The sequence below is a fragment of the Acidithrix sp. C25 genome (genome assembly GCF_904848545.2).
Window position 1 is genome coordinate 19,179 of the sequence record NZ_CAJHCI020000010.1, and the last position, 20,388, is coordinate 39,566.

The following is a 20,388-nucleotide window of genomic DNA, read 5'->3' on the forward strand; positions in this document are numbered from 1 at the left end:
ATGGACTGGAAGTGTCCGAGCAGGGAGTCATAGTGTCGCATAATTGCAGTTACTAGCTTTACAATCTAAAGACCATTGAGACTCCGTGAAACTGAATGTTACGCTCTCGGACACATTTGTTGGGTGAATTGTTACGTGGACAGGCTTGCTTTATCAGCCCCAAAGATTTCAGCGAAGTGGTCCAAAGATTGTGGCAAGGTCAAACGTCGCCAGACATATAGCAATCAGTGTCGCAACCGCTTCTTACTTCCTTCATTGGACGATTGTGCGATAAAAGTCGCGTGTACGATCATCCACTTTGCTATAGTGTGTACGATCATCCACTTTGCTATAGTGTGTACGATCATCCACTTTGCTATAGTGTGTACGATCATCCACTTTGCTATAGTGTGTACGATCATCCACTTAAGACAGCATTTATTTCCTTAGGAGGCACCTTTGAAGAAGATTCTTTCCATGAATGATCTAGCGGCTATCGTCAAAGGACGACGTCTTGAACTCGGACTCAGCCAGAATGCACTTGCACAAAAGGCACAAGTCTCACGTGAATGGATCGTGCAATTCGAAGGCGGAAAGATTTCAGCCCAAACCATCCAGTTACTTCGAGTTATTGAAGCCCTAGACCTTTCCCTTTCCGTCTCGGTCAACACTAACGCCGTTGCAAAGGACAGTGCAACGTCGACAAGTACATCTTCGACAAGTACATCACTCGATGAATTACTACAAAGATACGGTGCTAGATGAGTGATGCATTGTCAGTAATTTTGAACAATCAAATTGCTGGAACGATTATTCGTTCCAGCAACAGTACCATTCGATTTGAATACGAGGAAGACTATCGATATCAATCGAACTCTACCCCGCTTTCGGTCGCAATGCCGACATCTATAAAGACTCACCCTCATTCGGTCATATCGCCGTGGCTTTGGGGGCTTCTTCCAGAGAATCAAATTGTGCTTGATCGTTGGGCTCGGAAATTTCAAGTTTCATCATCGTCACCATTTGAACTTCTCAAAACGCCAATAGGCGAAGATTGTCCTGGGGCCGTTCGCTTTGTGTCTCCAGATCGCGTAAAAAGTATCGTAAACGCACCTTCGGAACTATTACCACTAAGCGACGAGGAGGTAGGGAAACGACTTCGCGACCTTTTAAAAGATTCAGCTACGTGGCTCGGTGAGTCATACACTGGAAGGTTTAGTCTTGCGGGCGCACAGGCAAAGACCGCTCTAGTTAGAACGGAAAATGGATGGGCCTTACCGGTAGGTTCCATGGCTACAACGCACATCCTCAAGCCTGGAATTTCTGACTACCACGATCATGAAATAAATGAATATCTTTGTCTGAACGCAGCCCGTCTTTTGGGGCTACGAACCGCCAAGACTTCTTTGGAATGCATTAGCGGAGTTGCTAGCGTAGTATCAGATCGTTACGACCGCTATGTCGAAGATGGAATTGTCAAGAGGATTCACCAGGAAGATCTATGTCAAGCTCTTGGAATTATTCCAGCAAAAAAGTACCAAAACGAAGGTGGTCCCTCTCCCCTAGATATTGTAAAACTCCTTCGCAGAGCACTCGCACCAACCGCAGCTGAAGTTGCGATATTGAACTTCGTCGACGCTCTGATATGGAATTGGTTCATTGGAGGAACAGATGCACATGCTAAGAACTACTCGATCTTAATCCTGGGACAAGAAGTTAGGTTTGCACCACTCTATGATGTGGCTTCCGCACTTCCATACGACGACCATGAGAAAAAACTCCGCTTTGCAATGAAGCTCGGAGGGTCGTATGGTGTTTGGATAGATCGAAATCCATGGCCTTCCGTCGCAAAAGAATTAGATCTCGGCAATGACTTGATTGTCTCAAGGGCGCAAGAGATCGGCGACCGTATCACCAATTCCTTCGAAGAAGTTTCGCGAAGGTCAGAGGTTGCTGACCTAGCCAGTACGTTACCTTCGCGGCTTTTAGAGAAAATCAACGAACGATCGAAACGTTGTATGACAATTCTCAAATGATGCGAGGTGAACCTTCTCACGATACGTGACACAGTTCTCCCTTTATACAAGGAGAATACAGGTATCGGGGGAAAGGAATAACAGAAGACTAGGAAAGAGAAGACTCGTCGACAATTTGACGGCGAATTCAAAAAAGACGCAGTCAGACTTTTCTAGAGTAGCAACTCGCTTATAATGCAGGTAGCCGAAGATTCTGGCATCTCAATGGCGGCGCTATTTGATTTGTTCACAAACCTTCATTTTGTCGCCGCCTTCATCATCATTTCGACCAAATCAAAGAAGCTGTGATTTTTCCACAATCTTTGGACTACTTGAATCCGGATACTTGAACCTACTGCCGATCACTTGACAAAAACGTCCAACAGGCTAATATCCGAAGAACCAGAAATGGTGGGCCCGGTGGGATTCGAACCCACGACAAAGGGATTATGAGATGGCTTGAATGTGTCCTAACTAGTAGTCAAATTGTCGCAGCTCGTCCCATAATTGCAGCTCCCGGCTTTGCATTCATATGGTTTTTGAAACACAATGAGACTGAATGGGACGCTCTCGGACACATTTGTTGGGTGGAATGTTGAGTGGAATGACTACTAACCAAACACACATCAGTTCGCTAATTCTGCGTACGTGGGTGTAAATTACTGAAACATTGACTTTCGCTCTCTGTCTGGTGTGCTCATCGAAGTACTCCCCCTAACTTTGGTAGGGAAAATACGATCTTTCCCAGATAGAAACGATCAGGCTGTTGTCCTCACTGATGTCAGCTGCACATTTAGCAACCATTGAGGTTCCCCAGTTTCTGTAGACACCTTTTATGCCAACCTACGATGTTGGTGGAGAGGATGTCACAATGGGAGCAACGAGGCGGAAATTCACGCTGGAGTTCAAAACTGAGGCTGCACATCGAGTAATTGACTCAGGGAGAAGCGTGGCAGAGGTCGCCAAAGAGTTCTCTATCGCCGAAGATTCACTGTACCCGTGGGTCCGCGACGAACGCAGGCGCATGGAAGCTGCAGCAAGTACCGGTGATGAGCCGCTGAGTGCTGCTGAGGTCGGGCTCGCCCAATCGGACTTGGGGCTGGCACAGAACAGCTAACGCGCCATTTGGCACTTGCCAGTGACACAACTGCCGTCACGGGTTAACCCTTTGTCAACGAGCCTCCTTACCCGGCATGCACCAAAGCCGGAGACACCGGTCAATCACGCTGGATCTCTCGGGTACCTCATTCTGGACACGGAGACAACCGGCTTCAGCGCTAGAAAGACCGTCTCATCGAAACGGTTTGGCTCGACAGCACTTTCAGGACCACAGCCGAGTACGCCAGTCTCTACCAGATTGACACACTCTGGTGCGAGCGGCGCACGTTCACGGCATAACCAACGAGGTGCTAACTAGAGCCCACTCCTTCGCTGCTACGGCAAACTGGATCTCTGCCCTGGCAATGACCAATGTTCTCGTCGGCCACAATTTACCGTTCGATCTTCGCTTCATAACTAACGAGATGAGATTGGCGAAAGTAGATTATTTTCAACCTGCCGCTAGTGCCAACACGCTTTCCTAGGCGAGAAACATCGTTAAGGGCGAGGAAGGGTTCACTCTTGCACAGTGCTGCACTCACTACAGCATCCCTTACGAAAAACGCCATAGGACACTTCCGGACGCTCGGAACGTATCAACGGACTTTGGACAACCTTCAATCCAGTTTAAGTGTCCGAGCTAGTAGTCATAGTGTCGCATAATGTCCCACAATTGCAGTTAACAGCTTTACAATCTAAAGACCATTGGGACTCCGTGAAACTGAATGTTACGCTCTCAGACACATTTGTTAGGTGAATTGTTAGGTGGACAGGCTTGCCTTTTCAGCCACCTGAGTAGACGAAAACTCGGGAAGTCAACAACCTCTCAATCGAAACTTCTTGACCCACATTCAGCTAAGAACAAGTCGGAAATGCCGTCCTCGTCATATTTATAGTTGTAGTTGTGGTTTCGCACCGGCAAGTTGGGTAAGCCTAGGCCGTCTCGATTCTCCCGATCAAATCAACGACAGCAGCAAATGCCTGTTCAAATGTCAACCCGACCTGCCCGTCCTCTGCAAGACGTCGCCAGGTTTCTCGCCACGACGGCTGCTATGAAAGTACCGGTGGCCAGGAGTGCCTACCCCGGAGTTCAAAAATCTCCCTACAAGCAGCCGAGAGAGCTGGATACTCCTCCAGTTCAACTAATTCCGCTATCAAGAGAATGTCAAAAAGGTCCCTGACTCTAATGTTCGGATGATCATCTGTAGGTGGCTCGGTGCATGCATGCAATTTTTGAGCAATCTGGTACCTTGCTGGCAGAAATGCAATCTTCCCAGGATCAGGCAACTGAACCGGAGCTAGGGAAATCGCCACCCTGTGATATTCCGGGGAATCCAGGCTAGCGCCTTCTGCTGCCGACATCTCGAATGCTACAGTCGAAAAGGGTTTGGATTTGTACGCCAACTTTATCCTTGCCCTCCGTGGTGGAGGAGTTATTCCAGCGCGAGTGATCTCTACTTCGTCAGAGCGCACGCCCTCAAACCCAGACCAACCTCTCTTAAGCGCGGACCGAAGAAGACCACGCGCTTCAATGATATCTCCGCGAAATGCGGTATCAAGATCGCTGGTCGTACGCGCCCGATCGCCAAGACGTAACTGCAGTGCTGCGCCACCCTTAATGACGAGTCTTGCCCTGCCATCTTCTCCAGGTAGTCCGTCAAGCATTGCCGCGATAGCCGTAAATCCCAAAAGACGTCGCAAGCGACTCTGTCCGAGTTCGAATCCTTCTCGCGCCCACACATCAATTAATCGTTCCAAATGCTGTCTATTGCCTGGAATCCGATCACTTTCGCTCACTTAGCCCCCTCTCCTTATCATCAAGAGCTGCCAAAAGTCTTGCCGCACGACGGGTCCCTATTAGTTCACGCCGACTGGCATTTGTAATGGCCTGATCTATAAGGCTGCCGTCAACACCCTCGTCCATGGCAATCTCAATGGCAAGAGAGGGAGAGACGACCCGGATATCATCTACTTCGTCAATTTGGTCTCTTGGAACATCTCTCCTCAAGAAAACGATGTCCTTTCGAATTCGTCGTATCCGCAGACCCGGGGGTACTATGACTTCGATCCGACGTGGATTAACGTCAGCAAGGTCCCAAAGGTCAAGAGCGGCTTCGCCAGCGAGAGCACCATGATCTCCACCTAGAAGAACCGCCTCAGCGTAGTTGTCGTGAGGGCGATGCGGTACTAAGGAAATACGGTACAGACCTCGTTCTCGTTGTTCAGCACGACCTCGCAATGCAAGCGCCCGAAGGCGCTGAGGGTCAACTCCGACTCTTCGAGCATCCGCTACTGTCACATATCCGTGTTGCTGAATAGCAATCTCCAAAAGTACATCAAGCGTCGTCATGACAATAGTGTACCGAATAACGAACTCTTTTACCACATTTATTGCAATTATTGCCATATCCGTTCATTTTAACGAACGGATCAATTGTCCATCTCAAGTGCGTATAACTCAGAGTAAGTGAGCCAACAAATGACTCCAGGCACTGACTTGACCTTTGAACTCGACACTGGTGACCAAATTTCGGAAATAACTGAAAATCATGGCTCAGGAACCAGAGGGTGGTTGGATCCCACATGCATCCCTAGTACACTCGAAAAGCTGGGTCCGCCATGGTCACAGCTGACCAAACCCTACAACTTAATTGGCTCTGCATGGCATATATGTAGTAGGTCCGGTGGGACTCGAACCCGGGACCAAGGGATAATGAGGCGTTCACAAAGTGTCCGAGCTGGTGGCCAATTTGCCCGAGTACGTCTCATTTTTGCATCTCATTGAGGGGTTTGGGCTAGGGTGCTGAGACAACCTCGGACTGGGCTGGACATTCTCGGACAAAATTGTTGGGTGCGCACTTGGGTAAAGTTGACGTGTAAATCCTCTTAAGCATTGATCAACCGTGTTTAAATTATTGTTCGTACCCGAACACCATCCACTTGCTTTTCGGTTTAAATGGATCGCATGACCACTGCTGTCCTGCCTTCGAACAGCCAGTTGTAGAAGTCATCCGGGGTTTTCCGAACAGCCAATTGCCAGAACGGCCTAGTCCGACCGGGTTAAAGTGCGATCCTGACGAGGCAACAACAATCGGGACATCCGCGCTTTCAACTCTATTCATCAGGTCCTACGTCCCTCGTTCACCTTGGAAGGGAATCGCGAGATCTGTTCCACTGTCGAGCATCTCCTGATTCCATACGAGACCCGCAGCCTTTCCGTGCCGAACGCAGTCGGCAAGACCCACCTCAACATGCGATCCCAGCGTTCCAGCAAGATAGCCCACCAATGCATCGGCACCGTAAATTATTATTTCGTTAGGCACTACTACTTCTAACTACTTAAGGCTTTCGCGGATTGCATCTGCGTCCACGTAGTCTCTACCGCCACACACAAAAACATGGATTAGATTCTCCTGTTGGTATCTGCTCTATATCTATGAACCATTGGAACGTGAACGACATTTTTGGGTGAGAATTCCGTCTGCACAGTCCCCTGTTGGTGATCCAACCCCTGCGTGAATCGACAAATGGACGCATCCGTACACACCGTACCTCGATGTTGATCGCAGCCCAGTAACTGCCCCTTCTAAGAACCTCTGCCTCGCTTGCACGATCCGATAATCAGTGGAGAGATTTCGACCCCTTGGCAACACCATCGAAGATTTCGCTCCGTCAAGGCAGTCATTGACCAAGCCGAGCAGCTTCGGCCCGTGCACTGGTTATCCTCTCCTGCACCAGTTCAATAAGCGCTTGCGGCACCTCGGGGACATCTCTAGCAGCCTGATCCAAAGCATTAGGGAGTCTCTCTAGGAGTTGGGTCAACACCGACTGTGCAGTCCTATATCTCATTCCCCAACGCTCCGCCTCGGACACGAGGTCCTCGACAGTGACTTCGTTGATATTGCGCTTCGCATTCACGAAAAGGCCAAGCGTGCGACTCATTGAACGTGCGTAGGCTGTTCTATAGTACTCGGTACTCATGATGTCATAGACCGGAGCCAGACATACCGTCCCATCTTCTTGGTGAAAAAATGAGACGTTCTTGCCGTGAGCGTCGGCATTGCCGACAATCACATGAATAGCAATCTGGCGCAACAGCTCCTCTTTTGACTGGGCATCCCCCCACTGCTCAAGCAACCTGGCAATCCCGACCAGAGTTGGCCCGCCAAACTCTTCGTATTTGTGCTCAGGGACAATCGTGAGTACTGACAGGGTCTGACAGGCATCTTCTTGGTGCATCCGCCGGATACCGCCTACTTCCCGTCGTCGGTCATAGCGCTCAGACACGAGTACTTTAGTCCCAGCAAAAGACAAAATGGTAGTGCGAGCCGCTTTTAGTCCCGACCTTGCCGCCAGGTTCATACAGAACGCCTCGTTCACCACCGAGTTCGGTAGATCGCGATGTGCCGGTTTGAGAATATGGGTGGACACGACACCATCAGCAGGTAGCACCCAGCGTCCATCTTCAAGCCTGGATAGCAACAGCTTGGATTGGACTCCGGCGAGCGAGACCCGTATATGTCCATCCACTCCAAGCGGATGCAATGGCAACGCCCGCAACCGTCGCTCTATCTCAGCATCATCGACAGTATCCTTCGTTGAAGCTCCTGCCACTAATGCTGCTCCGTCCCCTTTTGGTTGCACCATGAGCGCACCGGCGCAATCTTTTCCCAATACAGCGAGGAGGCCCATGTCATCAGACTCATCGAGACCAAAATCGTAGGCCAGCATCCTTCTAGCCTCCCCTTCGGGTAGCAGACCACGGAAGAACGCCCGCACCTTGGGATCTGAGTATCGTCCAGCACCCACCGGCATTGCCACCGATACAAGAGGAGCGCCGACAGGATGAGCCTCACCAGTGTAGGCCATCGTCATCTGCCTACGATTCTCGCTGAGCATGGCAACGTGTGTCCCATTAAGCCATACCTCAAGCTCCATCCTTACGAGTTCCTTCCCGTGGTCGAACGACGATCTCCAAATCGAGTGCACGGCAGGCCAAGACAAGATAGCGCACGGCTTCAGTGGTGGAACCGCGCTCAAGTTCTGAAAGATAACTCCGATGTAACCCTGAAGTCTTTGCTAGTTCAGCCTGAGTCACTCCACGACGAAGGCGAAATTCACGCAGTGCCATCCCGAAGGACTGGGCGCCCCGAATCACGTACTCCCTGTCTACATTTTCAGACATAGGAATAGTTTAGCTCACTTGTCTACATCTGCGGGCATCGATTGGTGCAGGGTTGATGGTGGACACATGGGGTTCACCACTCCAGGCCGAGGCCGCATCAAGTCTCCAGACCGAGAAAGACAACCACGTGAACCGAAGTTATGCCTCCAACGTCACTCGCCCTCGCTTCACACACCATGGTAACGGATGCTTCGTAATTATGTGGCCCACCTAAACACCATGCTCGCGCGCTGGCAAACCTGAAAGCACCTACCCATTACGTACGTCGCCGATCAGCGTATAGCTACAAATACCTGCCGTGGTGTGACCAATCTGGAGCGAGCATAGAGCCTTCCGAATGCAGAACCAATTACCCTTTCGTAGACTATGTCCCACGTTATACACAAATTCACCATGGCATCTTCAGAATTTCTTGGCTTAGATTAATTCTTTGAATTTGGTGACTCAGTGATACATGTTTCCCAAAGCTCTAGCCAACACTCGATTTACCCGTTTTATGACCGCGGCGGAAGTTCGTGTAAATACATGACGGTATGTTCAGTGATGAGCGAACCTGTCTTCGGGAACATCACTATAAATCTAGGAGACGAGGGGAGGGCGCCCGGTGCCAATACTTAGGTCGATCGGCGACAACTGGATTCAGTAAATCGTGCCTTAGGTATGCACGGCCGAAATAATGGCAGTGTGAACTATGCATGTGAATATCAATGGGGGGTTTGGCCTGACCGAGCAGCATCTAATCCTTGCATTTTCGGGGCTAAAATCGTGGGTCAAAATACCGGTTTGACGTGGATAAAGTTAGAAACCTGATGGAGGGACGCCAGCGACTGCATCAGTCCTAGTCGGCATCGCCCCTACAAGCATCGGACAAGCTGTTGCGTACCCCATGAGCAAATCCGCCCCGTATGTCGCCCCTCAAAAGCATCACTATTGGAGCATTACGTATCTTGAGGACGTCGCCAACGAAGGATTCATTCTCCCAGATCCGACATCGGCGCTTCGGCCAATCCCCGATGCCCGGCCCGACCAGGCCGACGTGCGATGCTGTTGCCACCCTGCGCAACGTCTTGGAGGAGACCTTGGTAATCGCTCACGCGAGTGTTCGTTTGACTCATAGAGGGTGAAGGCGGCGCTATGTGTTTTGTTCACAAAATTTCATCTTGGCGCCGCCTTCACCATCATTTCGCTCAAAATCAAAGAAGCTGTGACTTTTACGCAATCTTTGGACCACTTGAACCTACTGCCAGTCACTTAGCGAAAGCGTCAAACATGCTAAAGTACGATGAGCCGGAAATGTCGAAAGGTCACCCCGCTAGAAACGGAAGAGCCACTGAAAAGCTAAATAGCTTATGAACTGGTGGGCCCACCGGGACTCGAACCCGGGACCAAGGGATTATGAGTCCCCTGCTCTAACCGACTGAGCTACAGGCCCGAATAGATACTAATAGGACATCAACCAGACACTGCCAAATTAACAGACCAAGTAATCCAAGCAGGAAATCAAGGGCTAGCTCACGGAAAATCAATCATTCAAAGACAACCTTGCTGATGAAAATTAACTTTTAGCCAAACTTGCTGGAAGTTACAGTTTCAGCGGTTTCAACCAAGCGGACGGTTCTAGGCCCGATGGCAGCTCTATCTGAAAAAGATTACATTTTGCAATAGAGCGCAAGTCGACCGCACAACGGCAACCACCAAGTCAGCCAAGCTTTCCATCTCTTTGGTCAAGTGATAAAAAACGAGCTAACCAATCGTTCACGCATTTTTTATCTAGCACTTAACCAACGCTGATATCACCTTATGATTTGAACGATAATCTCTAAAACGCCGAGCGGGTGCTATCTGACGTGTCGTAGAGGAACCAGAGTCAGAATAGGACTTCGGAAAATTTCAACAAGAGACCAAGGACAATCCGATGGTGGCTTTATCAATCAAAAAAACGCGATAGAACCCTAGTTGCAAGGATCAAATTCAAAGATGAAAGATCAAAGGTGACAAATCGCATCGCATCTCAACAAATCCAAAGGATAGTGATAGTCAAAGATGATCGTGCCGTTCGCGACTCAATTGCTACCGTTCTCCGACTAAAGGAGTACGTAATAGAACCGTGCAAAGATGGAGAAGATGCCCTTTTGGCGATCGAAAACGAACCACCAGATGCCATCATCCTTGACATAATGATGCCAAAATTAGACGGACTATCTGCGACCCGAGAAATTCGAAGACGGGGCTACAAAACCCCCTCTTAATTTTAACTACCATCTCCCAGGTCAGTGAACAAGTCGCTGGCCTTGACGCTGGAGCAGATGACTACCTAACAAAACCCTTCGCGCTTGATGAACTAATCGCAAGGTTCGGAGCACTTCTAAGACGCTCGCAGCTCGTGAATACATCACCGATGATTTCCATTGGAGATTTGACGATAGACCAAACTTCAAGTCGTGTATGGCGCGCAGACAGAGAGATCAACCTCTCCAAGACAGAATTTGAGATCCTATGTCTAATGGCCAAACACACCGGAGATGTGTTGGATCATTCAATTATCTACCCTGAGATATGGGGCTCAGGCTTTGAACCACAATCAAAAAATCTAGCGGTCTACATTGGCTACCTTCGTCGAAAAATCGAACAACCTAACGAAAGTCAGCTCCTACAGACCGTGCGGGGGAGGTCGGATATGTCCTGGAATCAATATGAAGCTTAGAATAAAACTTCTCCTCCTTTTTGCCAGCTTTAAAATTTTAGCTTCCACGATTGTCGCTCTCTATTCATACAGCGCCACATCGCGCCACCTCAGTGCGTCCATAGACCAATCACTGATGCATACCTTTACGACCCTCTCACGTCGTGCATCTCGCACTTTTATCAATTCTTCCCAGGGCTCACCACTATCCCCCTCGACGCGTCCAAGCGGACCACAGCCAAACAATCCATTTGGCCCAGGGGAGGGCTCTTCAACCTAGCGAGCGCCCAATTCATCAACCCTGCTGGCATCACTCGTCAAATATCCGGATCGATTAGCCTTCCTGTATCCGCGAGAGACATTCATATCTCCAACACCACTAATCAGCGGTGGATTCGCACTGTTTCACTATCGGGTGGTGTATCTGCAGCCTTTTGACACAAAGTACTCCAGGAGGCGCGATCGAGATAGGGCTAAACTCAAGCGCCACCTTAGGTTCCCTCTCGAATGTGAAGCTGCGACTCTTTGAGTTTGGCTTGTTGATCTCATCTCTCTTTGCAATTGCTCGCTATTTTGTTGCATCGGCAATCACCAAGCCAATCGACGAACTTACCCGCACATCAGAAGAAGTCGCTATCACAGGTGACTCGAGCATCCAAGTTGATATAAATAGGAGAGATGAAACCGGTCGACTCGCGCGTTCAATCAACCAACTGTTAGACTCCCTGTATCGTTCTCGACTTGCCCAAGCACGCCTCGCGCAGAACGCATCTCACGAACTTCGAACACCCTTGACATCACTTAGAACCAACATTAAATTGCTTAGCCGATATAGAAATATCCTAGATGTCGATCGAGAGCGCATACTAAGAGATCTACTAGGTGAGACAAACGAACTATTCATGCTAGTCAAGGAGCTACTGGCCTTAGCTGGCCTTAGCTATGAAGACGAAGAGAAATCAGCTGTCGATATCATGAACTCGTGCGAGGCTGTGGCCAGCCGAATAAGTTCACGTTTCAATGTCAATATTAAAGTACGAGGGAACTCGCCACAAGTCTGGGTCATTCAGCCTCGAACTATCGAACGGGCCATTTCGAACCTTTTAGAGAATGCGATAAAATTCAGAGACAGTGAAGAAACCATAACTATCGACCTCTCAAATTTCACGGTAGCCCTAAGAAACTTCGGAAGCTCGATTCCAATTGAGGATCCACCAAATATCTTTGAGAGATTTTATAGAGCTAAAACTTCATGGCCCATAACCGGCTCTGGCCTTGGACTTGCAATCGTCAAAGAGGCCGCCCGGACCAATAATGAAAGAGTATTTGCCAAGAACATACTCGACACAAACGACAAAATTGGTGTCGAGATTGGAATCAAATTTGATTCCGCCAAGATAACTATTCGACTTGGTTCAAATCCTCTGTCTCAAAGTCTTGACCTCTAGTTTGCTTCGACAGGGCAAGATATCAGAGAAAAGAGACGCATAATACAACAATTCATTCATTAGCGGCCATAGCAGGGTCGTTAATCTAAAAATCAATAGATTACTCCCGATAGACTCACCCATGTGGATTTAAACGCAGACGTCGGTGAGACCATAAATGATATACCCTGTAGTAACGATGCGATCTTAATTCCTCTTATGACCAGCGTCAACATCGCATGCGGAGGCCACGGTGGAAATTTAGAATCACTCTCGAGCGCGTTGGCGCTTGCAAAGCATAACAACGTAACAGTTGGAGCACACCCTTCATACCCTGATCGATTGAACTTCGGACGGAGAACGATTGATTTGAAACAAAATGAACTAAGAGAAACGATCACCGATCAGCTCCATTATTTGAAGAAGCTTTGCGACCAGTTGGAGGTCAAGATCTCATACGTCAAAGCACACGGGGCGCTTTATAACGACATGTTTAACGAGAGCGAGATAGCTGACTGGTTTTTAGAGGCAATTGAAAACTTCGATCCCAACCTTGCAATCTTAGGTCAGCCAAGGGGTGCACTAGCTAAAAGAGCAAACGATCGCGGCGTTAGGTACTTCCAAGAAGGCTTCAGTGATCGAAGATACCAGATAGATGGTTCATTGAAGCCAAGAAGTCACGAAAACGCGGTCTTAGAGAAACCGCTCGAGATAGCAACTCAGGGATATCTGATGGCATCAAAGAGACAAGTTACAAGTGATAGTGGCGATCAGATCTCCTTGGAGGTCGACTCGATCTGTATCCATGGAGATAACCCGGCTTCAATAGATGCGGCTCGAAACTTACGCGATCGCTTGCGCGAAGCCAAAATACCTATCGAGTCCTTTTGTTAGGAGTTGAGCCCTATGGAAACGCCGCATTCCTCGTAACGAGCGACAGAGCCTTTAACTTTGAAGAGCGGCTTCTACATGATCGTCCCCCTTGGTTGATCGATGTAATCGCAACGAGCTACGAGGTACTTGTAAAATTCGATACCATATCAACTTGCCCTAATAAGGTAGTCGAATATCTGCATGGACTCTCTGAGGTGACCGATAAGGTTTGGCAGATCTCTAAAGTTGGGCAAAGTCACGAGATCGAATTCGAGCTCACTGGCTTTGATCTAAAAGAGGTCCTTGAACGCTCTAAATCAAGCATTGTCGAGCTTAGAGATGAACTATCAAGTAGCACTTTCAAGGTGGCTCACCTTGGATTCGCCCCAGGCTTTGTCTATCTAGATGGCCTAGGTTCTAAATTTCATATTCAACGTCGCGAGAGTCCGAGAACAAAGCTGCCAAAAGGATCTCTGGCGATTGGCGGCAAATATCTGGGGATATATCCACTTGCCACCCCAGGCGGATGGAACGTAATCGGATCTGCGACCAGTTCATTCTTCGATATCCGAAATAACCCTCCAATGGCACTACATCGAGGTGACACAGTCACCTTCAAGGAGGTCGAGTCAAAACCCATAACCGTAAACAGCTCTCCAATTGATACTGACGATATCCAGCTAGTTCCGTCGGGCAAAAATCTCCTTCGATTTGGAGTAGTAACACAGAGCATTGGTAACCCATCCTTCCAGGATCTAGGGAGATTCGGCCTCAACCATCTGGGTATATCCAACTCAGGGGCTATGGATCGATCAGCCTTTAGCTTGTCAAACTTGATTTTGGGCAATGACCCGGTCAAAGCAACGTCGATCGAGATTCCTATAGGATCAACACTTCAAGTAAAGGTCACCAAAAGCGCCTATGTGGCAGTCGTGGGACAGGGAGCTACCCTTAGAATCGACAACCATGAAGTTCCTATCAATACGACATTGGCTCTTAATGAAAACAACGTATTCCATATTTCAAATCGCGGAGACAGTGCCTACGTCTACCTCTCCATTGCCGGTGGCTTTGCCTGTGATAGGACGCTTGGATCTACCTCATTTGATTCGCTTAGTGAAATAGGTCCGACCCTTAGCTCAAATGACCTTTTGTATATAAAGATTAATAAAAAAAATACCATCTTTGACCATATTGAGATGAACCAAACGGCAACATCAAAAGAGTTATCAGTTCCGGTGATGCTAGGTCCAGATATTAAATATTTCTCGGACGAAACTACGGAGCGTTTTCTCAACAATCGATTTACCATCTCATCGAAGATATCACGAGTAGGAATCCGCCTCATGCCAGATCTAGCACTTAGGCCAATTAGCAATTTGGATCGATCGAAACCTATGGCTTGCGGAGCCATTCAAGTGACGCCCTCTGGAGAGATGATCATCATGATGAGAGACTCCCCCACTACGGGCGGATATCCAGTCATTGGGGTCACCTGCGAACCCTGGATCTCAAAGATCGCTTCACTCTTGCCCGGCGCTTCAATTACATTTATGATAATGGGGCTAGAACACTACAGATCATCCCTTCTGCAAAGGCAATCGCCGCCCTTATCAAAATGCCTTAGGGGACACCGCCCTTACGATGAACTCATTTCAATGGACTATAAGCAATAAAAGGCGCCTAAAAAGGCGCCATAGGAAAAATGAAACCACAAAATAATCATTACAACAAACCAACAAAACGCCTGATGGCCAAAGATCGATAGGTAGCTAAACATTTACAATATGAGCGACTGATACCTCTATCTAACCTCGATAAAGAGGTGCGATAGAGGTATCTCAAGAAATTGATTGATTGATCGCGCTAAAGGATAAGCTCGGCTAGAGTCCGGAGCGAGTCAATATCGCCGCCTGTGACCACGGTAGTTATTACCGTCTCCTTCCATCGTTCGAGATCATGTCGAATCTTATCCTTAGGACCAATCAATGCCACATCTTCGATCATCGTCATAGGAATCGATGCCATAGCCTCACCTTTAGCTCCAGCTAAAAATAGGTCCTGAATACGAGCACACTCAGCTTCGTATCCCATCCTCACGAAGACATCAGCGTGGAAGTTCTTCGCCTTGGCGCCCATTCCACCTATGTAAAGTGCAATCATGGGCCTAATGGCATCGGCGGCTTTTTCGATATCGTCGTTGATCACAATGGGCATAGGACAAATAACTTCAAACTTGCTAGAGTCATATGCCTCGCCACGAGCTTTAAATCCATCCTGAAGAGCCAATGAGTAAAAATCATTGCTCTTTGGGGAAAACCAAAAAGGAAACCAACCATCAGCAATTTGTGCCGCCAGTGAAACATTCTTGGGGCCCTCCGCTGCTAAAAAGATAGGAAGATCGCCACGCAGCGGATGAACCGTGGACTTCAAAGCCTTTCCAAGACCTTCTCCGCCTCCATATGGAAGTTGATAGAACTCACCATCATAGGAGACCGGTCCTTCGCGCCTCAAAACCGATCGTACGATCTCTACATATTCTTTAGTGCGTGCCAACGGTTTGGGATATGGAGCTCCATACCAACCTTCAACGACTTGCGGGCCACTAGCGCCAACTCCCATAATGAACCGACCATCAGAGAGGTAGTCCAGAGTTATTGCCGCCATAGCCGCAGCCGTTGGAGTCCGAGCACTCAGTTGCATAATCGCCGTACCCAGCTTGATCTTTGAGGTATGTGAACCCCACCAGGCGAGAGGGGTCAGCGCATCAGAGCCATAAGCCTCAGCAGTCCAGACAGAATCGTACCCCAGTGCCTCTGCTTCTTTCACTAATTCAAGAGCGCCACTTGGCGCCTTTGATCCCCAATATCCCATTTGTAAACCAAGCTTCATAGAGCACCTTCTAAAAAAATAATTCAGCTCATCATCCTGAGAATGAAAGCTCTCCTAAGTCTCACCATAGCCCAATTACAAAGGAATTATTTGCCATTTAACAATTTGGCGCTGTGTAAAAATAGACAACGACAAGCCAGTACGAATGCAGAGGTCTTCCAAATGCCCAGATTCGCACTACCAGCTCAGAAATAACCAATTTAGAGCCGATGGCCCATGAAAATATTCACAAGAAAGGTCTCTTAGAAGCGGCTGGTAGCCATTTTAGAACTTCAACCTCTTTTAGAATTTGAGTTTCTTGAAGTTAGCAAAGGTGAGCCAATGTCACACTTAGCCTGGATCCACCGAAAATTTAGCCGCTCAACTTTGATTTTGGCATAGAAAAGGTGCTCTGAACTGGTAGAATGATGTTTGAAGACACTTCAAATCTATCAGTTCAAGGAGCACCTTTTAGATGCGAGCATCTGCTAGTGCTTTAGAGTGTTTGATAGTCACCTTTGACGATTCGAACGCAGTTTCCAACAGTGGGTTAATACTCCCTATCACCCTTGCTGAGAGACTTGGCCTTAGGGATCTCTTTGATTTACACATTGACCTAGAGGATCGTCCTGGACGAGCAAATGTTGGCAGAAAAGCTATGGCTATCGTCGCATCTATCTTGGCCGGTGGTGATTGCATTGATGACACTGCAATCCTTGAAAGCCCAAATGCGCAAGTGATTCTTGGTCAGATAATGCCAGCACCATCTAGGTTCGGTGTCTTCTTGCGTAGTTTTGAGACCAGTGACATCGCAGATGTTGAACGAGTTGCAGCTTTGTTGCTAGAACGAGCCTGGCTAGCTGGAGTAGGTCCAGGTGATGAGTCACTCACCATTGATGTTGATTCCACGATATGTCAGGTATATGGAAACAAAAAAGAAGGAGCTTACTTTGGTTATACCAACCTAAGGGGGTATCACCCACACCTAGCAGCTGTTGGTAAAACAGGTGACATTCTTGGAATAGTGACACGTGAAGGCAACGCCAATACCGCTCGTGGTGCCGGGGAGTTTGTAACCCAGGTAATCAACAATGCCAGAGCCGCTGGAGCAACTGGTGAAATAACCATGCGTTTTGACTCTGGGTTCTACTCAAGAGCCGTTAGAGACGCAGCTAGTGCGGGTGATGTTCGCATTTGCATTACAACACGGATGTCCAAGAGACTAAAAGGTATCATCTCCGATATCCAAGAGGATGCCTGGACTTCAATTCCCTACTGGCTTGAAGGTGGAGCTGATGTAGCCGAAGTTGAATACAGGGAAATACAGGGAAATATCGCGCATTTGCAAGAGATAGACAAGACGTTCGTCTTATCGTAGGAAGAACAAAGCCTACTCCAGGGTCTCAGCTGGCACTATTTAGTGACTATGACTATCACGCATTTATTACCGATCGACAAGGCGAAACGCTTTTCCTTGAGGCTGATCACCGAGCACATGCCCAGATCGAACTAGTCATCAAGGATCTCAAAGGAGGTTCTAGATGGAATCATGTTCCATCCAGATACATGAACGCTAATGCCGTTTGGTTAGTTCTGGTCTAATTAGCCATTGGTGCAACTGCACACAACCTGGCACGGTGCAACTGCACACAACCTGGCACGGTGCAAGTGCACACAACCTGGCACGGTGCAAGTGCACACAACCTGGCACGGTGCAAGTGCACACAACCTGGCACGGTGCAACTGCACACAACCTGGCACGGTGCAACTGCACAACCTGGCGCGAATAGGTGCTATTACAGAAACTGTTATCACCACACCAAAGCTTCGACGGTGTTACTTTCAGATCGCAGGACATATCACTCGTTCAGCTAGAAAAGTAATACTCCATCTTGAAGAACACTGGCACTATAAGGATAAGTTCTTAGAGGCTCTTGATCGGATCAGAAAGTTTGAGATCGCCATCACCTGAACATCTGGTTACCTAACACACTGAATATTACTTGAAGGAACTGCTCTAGAAGACAAGGGATTAGGTCACTATACCCAAAATGAGATTTCAGAATCTCAAAAATGACCAAAAAGGCTCAATCACAAAGCGAATAGGTCATATTTGGCACTCTGAAACCAGATTTAAGCCATAGACCCTCCGTCAAACCTAAATCAGTTCCAAAAAACCGACTCAGAGTCACACCGAAGGGCTCAAGCTGGTCCATTTCTGTGGATTCAGGCTTAGGGTAATGGCCTATCAAAAGAGTTGCACTTATTATTAATTGGCTTAAGCGGCTAGCAAGCTTTTCGAATAAAGAGATGATCGAACGTTCAATCATAGCAAGGCTTTCGTCGAAACTTGAGCTATCGCCTAAATAAGGATCTGGCACATCGAACTCATGCGAAGGCTCCCAATGAAGGCCGCTTAGCATCGGATCAAAGTAACGTAACATGACAAGTTCAGCCTTCCAAGATCTCTTGGAACTTAGCCGACGCAAAAAGTCGTAATTCTCGTTATCCAGGGCCACAATTAGATCCAGGTCCCTTGACTTATTAGGTTCGAACTTAGATGCGCTATGGCGATGCGAGCTGTAGCCCTTTCGTGAAAGTGCTTCATGTGCCCTAGGATCTGCATCTTGACCGATATGCCAGGATCCAGTCCCAGCACTAGAGATTTGAGCACTCATGCCATGGTCGAGAGCGACATTAACTGCTACAAACTCCGCCATAGGTGACCGACAGATATTTCCAGCGCAGACAAAACATATCCTTGGAGCTTTCCTGTCTGGCATGACCGACAAGATCGAAGAGACGTCAAACATACTTCACATACCCATTTCGCAATTATCACTTGAACCGATTGCTATTTTATCCAAGAGCCATTAAATCCACGAGCGAGACAAATCTTTCGCATTGGCTTTAGCGATAATTGCACTTAAAACAAACAAACGCCCCAATTGGTCAATACCTTGGATCTATAACCCTGAGGAAAAAGTTGGCTTTGCGTCAACCCGAAGAAGAATCGCAATAAAAGTTGAGCTTGGCAATTGCCAAGCTCAAAAAAAGTATCTACGACCTCGAAAAATAAAAAGCTCCGGGGGAGAGACTCGAACTCTCAACACCGCGGTTAACAGCCGCGTGCTCTGCCAATTGAGCTACCCCGGAAAGGTACCTTTACAATTTAGCACGCTGAACCCAACTTCAATACACTCAAAATACATTATGAGATAATTTCGCCTGGGCTCCGAGTTACCAACCATCCACCAACGGTCAGTCATCGTAGCTCGAGGGTTAAAGGTCTATCAGACCTCGAAGTTCTTCCGCGGAATTTCCAAATTTCACCCTACGCATAGCACGTGACTCAATTTGATGAATCCGTTCCTTCGACACACCCATTAGTCGAGCAATCTCGTCGTCACGAATGGGAACTGCTGCAGAGCCAAGACCATACTTAAGCGAAAGAACTTCCCTCTCTTTATCGCCCAATTCATCCAAGGCATGACGTAAGCGCCCCCTAATATCCTCCTGCTCAACACCAAGATAGCGACTCGCCGATGACTCATCTTCAATCATGTCCATCAAGGTGACTTCCCCTTCGGAGTCTGACTTTAAATTCTGATCCAACGAGATGGAGTCCGACTTGATGTTTAGGAGATCGACGATATGTTCGAGGGGCATCTGACAAGCACGCGCCAGCTCCGGCATCGTTGGATCCCGAGCCAACTCCTGCTTTAGAGTGCCTTTAATTCTTGTAATCAAATTTAGATCGTCGAGGATATGCTGTGGGATCCGGATATTACCCTTCTGCTCACCTATGGATCGAACAATAGCTTGTTTGATCCACCAAGTGGCGTAAGTCGAAAACCTAAAGCCCTTTCGGTAATCGAACTTCTCAGCAGCCCGCATCAACCCAATATTGCCCTCTTGGATAAGGTCTAAGAACGAGAGACCTCGATAGCGATAACGTTTAGCTATCGACACCACCAATCGAAGATTGGAGTTGGTAAGTTTCAACTTAGCCAAATCACCAAGTTTTATAAGCTCTTGATCACCTTCGAGGGGCTCATTGGCTTCAAGGCGAACCAGCGCTAGAGTCCGAGCATCGATCCGACTGGCCAGTTCCAGCTCCTCTTCAGAATTCAAAAGTGGATATTTCGATATCTCTTTCAAATAGTCACGCAAGGAGATATCCGATTCAAGGGAGGACTTTGAGGTAGTATTCATATCGGTCATTTGAAAGTCCCGACTCGCCCAAGATTGCTTGAG

The 20,388-nt window shown here is 48.1% G+C and carries 18 protein-coding genes, 2 tRNA genes and 1 pseudogene; 11 read left to right on the forward strand and 10 right to left on the reverse strand.

The window, feature by feature from the left end:
* Positions 1-438: 438 nt before the first annotated feature.
* The 4 genes from ACIDITHRIX25_RS75950 to ACIDITHRIX25_RS000000104380 all read left to right on the forward strand — a co-directional run bounded on the left by ACIDITHRIX25_RS75950 (position 439) and on the right by ACIDITHRIX25_RS000000104380 (position 3,577).
* Complete coding sequence (locus tag ACIDITHRIX25_RS75950; protein WP_052605315.1) at positions 439-744, forward strand: helix-turn-helix domain-containing protein; 306 nt, start codon at positions 439-441, stop codon at positions 742-744.
* Positions 741-2,015: a type II toxin-antitoxin system HipA family toxin gene (locus ACIDITHRIX25_RS75955; protein WP_201732988.1), complete on the forward strand. Its 1,275-nt coding sequence runs from the start codon at positions 741-743 to the stop codon at positions 2,013-2,015. The genes ACIDITHRIX25_RS75950 and ACIDITHRIX25_RS75955 overlap by 4 nt, the downstream gene beginning before the upstream one ends.
* Before the next feature lie 814 nt (positions 2,016-2,829).
* Positions 2,830-3,111: a transposase gene (locus tag ACIDITHRIX25_RS75960; protein WP_082058568.1), complete on the forward strand. Its 282-nt coding sequence runs from the start codon at positions 2,830-2,832 to the stop codon at positions 3,109-3,111.
* Between the two features lie 253 nt (positions 3,112-3,364).
* A complete protein-coding gene (locus ACIDITHRIX25_RS000000104380) occupies positions 3,365-3,577 on the forward strand; it encodes an exonuclease domain-containing protein (protein WP_160291774.1) in 213 nt (70 codons plus the stop codon).
* Positions 3,578-4,142: 565 nt separating this feature from the next.
* Here the strand turns inward: ACIDITHRIX25_RS000000104380 and ACIDITHRIX25_RS75965 are convergent.
* The 5 genes from ACIDITHRIX25_RS75965 to ACIDITHRIX25_RS75985 form a co-directional block, all read right to left on the reverse strand.
* Complete coding sequence (locus ACIDITHRIX25_RS75965; protein ID WP_201732990.1) at positions 4,143-4,889, reverse strand: nucleotidyl transferase AbiEii/AbiGii toxin family protein; 747 nt, start codon at positions 4,887-4,889, stop codon at positions 4,143-4,145.
* A complete protein-coding gene (locus tag ACIDITHRIX25_RS75970) occupies positions 4,876-5,499 on the reverse strand; it encodes a type IV toxin-antitoxin system AbiEi family antitoxin domain-containing protein (protein WP_052605318.1) in 624 nt (207 codons plus the stop codon). The genes ACIDITHRIX25_RS75965 and ACIDITHRIX25_RS75970 overlap by 14 nt, the downstream gene beginning before the upstream one ends.
* Positions 5,500-6,220: 721 nt before the next feature.
* Complete coding sequence (locus tag ACIDITHRIX25_RS75975; RefSeq protein WP_201732991.1) at positions 6,221-6,415, reverse strand: hypothetical protein; 195 nt, start codon at positions 6,413-6,415, stop codon at positions 6,221-6,223.
* Between the two features lie 358 nt (positions 6,416-6,773).
* The gene (locus ACIDITHRIX25_RS75980; RefSeq protein ID WP_201732992.1) at positions 6,774-8,030 is read right to left on the reverse strand and encodes a HipA domain-containing protein; all 1,257 of its coding nucleotides are present in this window, start codon (positions 8,028-8,030) and stop codon (positions 6,774-6,776) included.
* On the reverse strand, positions 8,020-8,277 hold the full coding sequence (locus ACIDITHRIX25_RS75985; protein ID WP_052605321.1) for a helix-turn-helix domain-containing protein: 258 nt from the start codon (positions 8,275-8,277) through the stop codon (positions 8,020-8,022). The genes ACIDITHRIX25_RS75980 and ACIDITHRIX25_RS75985 overlap by 11 nt, the downstream gene beginning before the upstream one ends.
* A gap of 886 nt (positions 8,278-9,163) precedes the next feature.
* Here ACIDITHRIX25_RS75985 and ACIDITHRIX25_RS75990 point away from each other — a divergent pair.
* The gene (locus tag ACIDITHRIX25_RS75990) at positions 9,164-9,394 is read left to right on the forward strand and encodes a hypothetical protein (protein ID WP_201732993.1); all 231 of its coding nucleotides are present in this window, start codon (positions 9,164-9,166) and stop codon (positions 9,392-9,394) included.
* A 238-nt stretch (positions 9,395-9,632) separates the two neighbouring features.
* Here the strand turns inward: ACIDITHRIX25_RS75990 and ACIDITHRIX25_RS75995 are convergent.
* Positions 9,633-9,709, reverse strand: a tRNA-Ile gene (locus tag ACIDITHRIX25_RS75995).
* Positions 9,710-10,295: 586 nt separating this feature from the next.
* Between ACIDITHRIX25_RS75995 and ACIDITHRIX25_RS76000 the strand changes: the two are divergent.
* The 4 genes and pseudogenes from ACIDITHRIX25_RS76000 to ACIDITHRIX25_RS76015 all read left to right on the forward strand — a co-directional run bounded on the left by ACIDITHRIX25_RS76000 (position 10,296) and on the right by ACIDITHRIX25_RS76015 (position 14,936).
* Positions 10,296-10,974 (forward strand): annotated as a pseudogene (locus tag ACIDITHRIX25_RS76000) (response regulator transcription factor).
* 420 nt (positions 10,975-11,394) lie between these two features.
* On the forward strand, positions 11,395-12,408 hold the full coding sequence (locus ACIDITHRIX25_RS76005) for a HAMP domain-containing sensor histidine kinase (RefSeq protein WP_052605323.1): 1,014 nt from the start codon (positions 11,395-11,397) through the stop codon (positions 12,406-12,408).
* A gap of 123 nt (positions 12,409-12,531) precedes the next feature.
* Positions 12,532-13,281 (forward strand): 5-oxoprolinase subunit PxpA, encoded by a 750-nt coding sequence (gene pxpA, locus ACIDITHRIX25_RS76010; RefSeq protein WP_052605324.1) that lies wholly within the window; start codon positions 12,532-12,534, stop codon positions 13,279-13,281.
* Complete coding sequence (locus ACIDITHRIX25_RS76015; RefSeq protein ID WP_201732994.1) at positions 13,275-14,936, forward strand: 5-oxoprolinase subunit B/C family protein; 1,662 nt, start codon at positions 13,275-13,277, stop codon at positions 14,934-14,936. The genes pxpA and ACIDITHRIX25_RS76015 overlap by 7 nt, the downstream gene beginning before the upstream one ends.
* Positions 14,937-15,126: 190 nt before the next feature.
* On the opposite strand, the gene ACIDITHRIX25_RS76020 is transcribed toward ACIDITHRIX25_RS76015, so the two are convergent.
* Positions 15,127-16,152, reverse strand: a complete 1,026-nt coding sequence (locus ACIDITHRIX25_RS76020) for an LLM class F420-dependent oxidoreductase (protein ID WP_201732995.1) — start codon at positions 16,150-16,152, stop codon at positions 15,127-15,129.
* Between the two features lie 454 nt (positions 16,153-16,606).
* Between ACIDITHRIX25_RS76020 and ACIDITHRIX25_RS76025 the strand changes: the two genes are divergently transcribed.
* A complete protein-coding gene (locus ACIDITHRIX25_RS76025; RefSeq protein ID WP_201732996.1) occupies positions 16,607-17,509 on the forward strand; it encodes a transposase in 903 nt (300 codons plus the stop codon).
* Between the two features lie 234 nt (positions 17,510-17,743).
* Positions 17,744-18,103, forward strand: coding sequence for a hypothetical protein (locus tag ACIDITHRIX25_RS76030; protein WP_201732997.1), 360 nt, complete (start codon positions 17,744-17,746; stop codon positions 18,101-18,103).
* Positions 18,104-18,218: 115 nt separating this feature from the next.
* Here ACIDITHRIX25_RS76030 and ACIDITHRIX25_RS76035 read toward each other — a convergent pair whose 3' ends face one another.
* The 3 genes from ACIDITHRIX25_RS76035 to ACIDITHRIX25_RS76045 form a co-directional block, all read right to left on the reverse strand.
* Positions 18,219-18,944, reverse strand: a complete 726-nt coding sequence (locus tag ACIDITHRIX25_RS76035) for a low molecular weight protein-tyrosine-phosphatase (protein ID WP_201732998.1) — start codon at positions 18,942-18,944, stop codon at positions 18,219-18,221.
* Between the two features lie 270 nt (positions 18,945-19,214).
* A tRNA-Asn gene (locus ACIDITHRIX25_RS76040) sits at positions 19,215-19,287 on the reverse strand.
* Between the two features lie 126 nt (positions 19,288-19,413).
* A complete protein-coding gene (locus tag ACIDITHRIX25_RS76045; RefSeq protein ID WP_160291857.1) occupies positions 19,414-20,355 on the reverse strand; it encodes a sigma-70 family RNA polymerase sigma factor in 942 nt (313 codons plus the stop codon).
* Between the last annotated feature and the right edge of the window lie 33 nt (positions 20,356-20,388).